General features: G+C 65.9%; 4 protein-coding genes and 1 tRNA gene. 2 read left to right on the top strand and 3 right to left on the bottom strand.

All coding sequences use genetic code 11. The features are described from left to right. On the top strand, nucleotides 1-832 hold an 832-nt coding region (locus tag WB461_RS02665), incomplete at its 5' end, for a hypothetical protein (RefSeq protein ID WP_423851174.1). 138 nt (nucleotides 833-970) lie between these two features. On the opposite strand, the gene WB461_RS02660 is transcribed toward WB461_RS02665, so the two are convergent. Together WB461_RS02660 and WB461_RS02655 are read right to left on the bottom strand one after the other, a co-directional pair. Next, nucleotides 971-1,043 (bottom strand) — tRNA-Lys (locus WB461_RS02660). 26 nt (nucleotides 1,044-1,069) lie between these two features. Then, the gene (locus WB461_RS02655) at nucleotides 1,070-2,608 is read right to left on the bottom strand and encodes a phytoene desaturase family protein (protein WP_423851173.1); all 1,539 of its coding nucleotides are present in this window, start codon (nucleotides 2,606-2,608) and stop codon (nucleotides 1,070-1,072) included. Nucleotides 2,609-2,710: 102 nt separating this feature from the next. Between WB461_RS02655 and WB461_RS02650 the strand changes: the two genes are divergently transcribed. Beyond that, nucleotides 2,711-3,697: a pirin family protein gene (locus tag WB461_RS02650; protein WP_423851172.1), complete on the top strand. Its 987-nt coding sequence runs from the start codon at nucleotides 2,711-2,713 to the stop codon at nucleotides 3,695-3,697. Between the two features lie 17 nt (nucleotides 3,698-3,714). On the opposite strand, the gene WB461_RS02645 is transcribed toward WB461_RS02650, so the two are convergent. Further along, complete coding sequence (locus WB461_RS02645) at nucleotides 3,715-4,311, bottom strand: hypothetical protein (RefSeq protein WP_423851171.1); 597 nt, start codon at nucleotides 4,309-4,311, stop codon at nucleotides 3,715-3,717. Nucleotides 4,312-4,596 lie beyond the last annotated feature (285 nt).

Below are 4,596 nucleotides of genomic sequence, written 5' to 3'. Positions count from 1 at the left end.
GGCCAAGGATGTCTCGCTGACGGAGTGCCCCTCCCCGCCCTTCGACGCGTGCCCGTTGATCGAGGGTGACCAGCCCGAGGGCACGGTCTGCGAGGATCCGTTCGATCAGTGCGACAACATCGAAGGTGACCAGCCCGAGGGCACCGTCTGCGACCAGGACGACAGCAAGAAGGTCGTGGTGTGCAAGTACGTCAGTACGCCCGGCGGCGAGCTGGATCACATCATCATCGTGAGCGAGAACAGTCTCGACGAGGGTTTCGTGGGCATCTTCCCGTTCACGTTCGGTGACGCTCAGGACTCGGTCGCGATTCGCTATGCCACGGAGGGCGAGCAGGCCAAGGATGTCCTGCTGACGGAGTGCGTCACACCGCCGCCCTTTGACGCGTGTCCGCTCATCGAAGGTGACCAGCCGGAAGGCACGGTCTGCGACGTTCCTCCGCCGCCCTTCGACCAATGCCCGCGGATCGCAGGCGACCAGCCTGCGGGCACGGTGTGTGACGGAGGCATCAAACCGGACGACGACGATGAGGTCGTGCATCATGTCACTCCGGCTCGTGAGGCAGCTCTGCTGCCCGACACGGGCGGTCTGCCGCTGTGGATGTTGCTCCTGGCCGGTCCGTTGACCGCGGCAGGTCTGCTCATCCTGATGCGTCGTCGACCCGTGGCATTCACTGCGACGTTGGGTGGAATCGGTGCGACACATTCGCTCTCGCTTCCGCCGACCCATCGCGTGGTGACGCCCACGACCGTCGTGACGGAGAGCCGTGAGTTCCGCGGTTCCTTCCGGACGCTGGTCGCAGCGGTCGGCACCTTCCTCCGGGGAGGTCGCTGAACACGTAGAGCTCGGTGAGTGAAGGGGAGTCGCCTCGGCGGCTCCCCTTCACTCGTGTGTTGCCCAAGGGCGCATCTGCGGCGTCCGGCCTCGGAGATGAGCAAAGGCCCCGTTCGGCGAGGAACGAGGCCTTCACAGTGCGGCATCAGGGACTCGAACCCCGAACCCGCTGATTAAGAGTCAGCTGCTCTGCCAATTGAGCTAATGCCGCGAAGCGAGGGAAACGTTATCAGCCGCTCAGGGGTGTTCCATAATCGGGAGCGCCTCGAGGATCGCGTGGGCGGCATTGTGCCCAGCGATCCCGCTCACAGCGCCACCGCGCCGCGCGCCGCTGCCGCACAGCAGCACACGACGGTGTCCCGTCGAGACTCCCCAGCGTTCGGCCGCATCCCGGGGGCGTTCATCCTCCTCAAGCCACGGCCATTGCAGGTCGCCGTGGAAGATGTGTCCGCCCGGCATGCCGAGCGCATCCTCGATCTGGGCTGGCGTGCGGTGCTCGACACCGAGGATCAGCGATTCGATCGGTTCGGCAAGGTGCTCATTGAGCGCGGCGAGGAACTGCGAGTACGCCCGCTGCGCCGCGACTTCGTCTGGCAGCACGTCATAAGGCGTGTGCAGCCCGAAGTACGTCAAGGTTTGCGCTTCTGTGCCGGCCAGGTCCGGTCCGAGGATCGACCGATCCGTGAGGGTGTGGCAGTACAGCTCGCCGGCGGCGCGCTCGGGCAGCGAGCCGGCAGCGGCCTGTGCCCACGCGGTCTCCAGCTCGCTCATCGACTCTCCGAGGTGCAGCGTGCCCGCGAAGGCAGTCGCGGGGTCGACGCCGGACGTGAGCCGGGGCAGGCGTGAGACCACCAGGTTGATCTTGAACTGTGAGCCGGAGGGCTTGGGAGGCGGCGGATCGCCGAGCAGGCGTGCCAGGACGTACGGGGCGACTCCGCTGAGCACCCAATCGGTCTCGATCACGAATCCGTCGCCGCAGACAGTCGCGCCGTCGTCGCGGGCGTCGATGCCGTCGACCTCGCAGTTGGTACGGATGTCCGCTCCGGCCGCCCGTGCCACCCGCTCGAGCTCCCCGGCGACTGCGCCCATCCCACCGACCGGCACTCGCCACTCACCCGTGCCGTTGCCGATCAGGTGGTAGAGAAAGCATCGGTTCTGGATGAGCGTCCGGTCGTGCAGCGAGGCGAAGGTGCCGATCAGTGCGTCGGTTCCGACGACGCCGCGGACCAGGTCATGGGAGAAGCGTCGCTCAAGGGCAGTGCCGAGGGGCTCGTCGACCAGATCGGTCCAGATCGCCATCTCGACCTGGTCGCGAAGCTCGCCGATGTGGGGGAGCGGACGCAGGAGAGTGGGTGCGATCGCCCCGGCGACGGTCTCCACCTCGGCGTAGAATCGGCGCCAGGCTGCGAGCTCGGTGTCGGAGCCGGTGAGCGATCGGAAGGACTCCTCGGTCGCGGCACCCGCTGAGGTCTCGACCAGGAGCCCGCCCCCGTCGTACGGGGAGTAGGAGGCAGTGTCCCGCGACCGCAGTTCGAGATCCAGCCCGAGGTCCGCGATGAGCGTCTCCGGCAGCAAGCTGACCAGGTAGGAGTATCGCGACAGGCGGGCGTCGACTCCGTCGAAGACCGGCGAGCTTACGGCGGCACCGCCGACATGCGGGAGTCGCTCGAGAATCGTCACCGAGAGCCCGCTGCGGGCCAGGTACGTGGCGGCGACCAGAGCGTTGTGGCCGCCTCCGACGATGACGACATCACAACTCTCCCCTGCTGCGTCCATGAGCTCAGCCTAGGACCGATCAGAACGGTCGTGAATGCTGAGAGGGGAATGGTTGACGCTCATTGAATGTTAAACTAGTTTAGACCAACGAAGGAGAATCTGATGCCTGCTGTGAATGTCGCCGACTGGACCGTCCTGCCCCGCGTGATCGCCGCGCCGACGCAGACCGAGGATCGCGTGCCGCTGAGCGTCACCACCGCGCCCAAGGGTTACGAAGGTGAGGGTTTCCCGGTCCGCCGGGCCTTCGCCGGAGTTGACCCGAGCAGGCTCGACCCGTTCATCCACATGGACCAGATGGGTGAGGTCGAGTACGAGCCGGGAGAGCCCAAGGGCACCCCGTGGCACCCGCACCGTGGCTTCGAGACGGTGACCTACATGGTCGACGGCGTGATGGACCATCAGGACACGCACGGTGGCGGTGGCTCGATCACCGACGGCGACACCCAGTGGATGACCGCTGGAAGCGGCCTGCTGCACATCGAGACGCCGCCGGAGTGGCTGGTCGTCAAGGGTGGGCTGTTCCACGGCCTGCAGCTGTGGGTCAACCTGCCCCGGGCCGACAAGTGGCTTCCGCCGCACTACCAGGACATTCGCGGTACTGATGTCGGATTGGCCTCGACCCCGGATGCGGGTGCGCTCCTGCGGGTCGTCGCAGGTGAGGTCGACGGCGTGCAGGGGCCCGGATCCACTCACACGCCGATGGCCATGGTGCATGCCACGGTCATGCCGGGTGCCGAGATGACCATCCCGTGGCGTGCGGACTTCAACGCTCTGGTCTACGTCATGAGTGGCAACGGCCACGTCGGTCGAGAGCGGCGGCCGATCGCATCGGGCCAGCTGGCCGTGCTGGGGCACGGTGAGACCATCACGGTCGGCGCCGACCAGCGGCAGGACGCCAAGCACCCCGCCCTCGAGGTCGTCGTGCTCGGCGGGCAGCCGATCCGCGAGCCGATCGCCTGGGCCGGACCGTTCGTCATGAACACCAAGGCCGAGGTCATGCAAGCCTTCGAGGACTTCCAGAAGGGGCGACTCGGCTCGATCCCCACCGTCCCGCACAGTGATGTCCACGGGGAGATGCGGCCGGACTGACGACTGGATCTGCAGGGTTAACCCTGACAGAACCCCTGGCTGTATGTGCCCTGTGCGGACCGCTGATCGGTTAGCTTGCCGTCCACCGTGATGGTGCAGGTGATTCGAACGCCCTGCGCGCCCGCTTGAGTAAAGATCTGACCGTAATCAGGCCTGCCGTAAACCGTTGTGCTCAGAGACCAAGAAGTGTCTACGTCCCTGACCACACCGTGGGATTTATCGGTGCTCGTCGGTACGAGGTATCCCACGGTGCCGATCGGTGCATTGGAAGTGACGGATAATGTAAGTCTGTGGCTGGGGAGGTTTTTGACGCCGCCCTCGCCGCCGAGGCCCGGACCCTCCAGCGCTCCGAGGCCCTGCTGGCTTTCTGATGTGAGGAGACGGAGACCTCCGCCGGCGCTCTCGGCCGACTCAAGGCCCGTCTGCTGAGGCGAGGCGGGTCCGCCGAGACTGACGACGCCAGCGGCGGCCGACTTCTCGGTCCCGGAGCTCAAGTTGAGAATCGTCGCGACAAGGATGGCGGCGGCACCCAGAGCGATGGCGACGCTCGCGGCGGATTCTAGCTTGTGGCGTCGCATCCATTTGATGGACAGTTGACGAGGGAACCGCTTCATGTCCTGATCAACGACCCAGCTGACGAAGGGTTAGGCTGGCACGAGCCCTTGAAGGGCTCACTCATTGACCGACTGAGCCGCGGTACCCCGCTGGGGAGGCCATCGGCGGCGAAGCGTGAACACCACCACCTCGCCAATCGGTCATGTGCCTGCCAGTGATCGACGAGCCTTCGGCAACCGCGTATCCGGTGCAGACACGTAATTTGTGCGAAAGAACTCGGCGTTTATGGGAGTCGTGCGTGAGCCGACCCAGGTTCGGATGCTTGCGCCACGACTGACAATGGC

Origin of the sequence: Aeromicrobium sp. (genome assembly GCF_049587115.1) — a bacterium.
In the GTDB taxonomy this organism is placed as follows: Bacteria; Actinomycetota; Actinomycetes; order Propionibacteriales; family Nocardioidaceae; genus Aeromicrobium.
Note: the sequence above shows the minus strand (reverse complement) of the source record. Positions and strands in the feature narration are given on the sequence as shown.

Bases quoted from the DNA above. Each gene is read 5' to 3' on its own strand.
- WB461_RS02650 (WP_423851172.1), top strand. From the start codon at position 2,711: ATGCCTGCTGTGAATGTCGCCGACTGGACCGTCCTGCCCCGCGTGATC.
- WB461_RS02645 (WP_423851171.1), bottom strand. From the start codon at position 4,311: ATGAAGCGGTTCCCTCGTCAACTGTCCATCAAATGGATGCGACGCCAC.
- WB461_RS02655 (WP_423851173.1), bottom strand. From the start codon at position 2,608: ATGGACGCAGCAGGGGAGAGTTGTGATGTCGTCATCGTCGGAGGCGGC.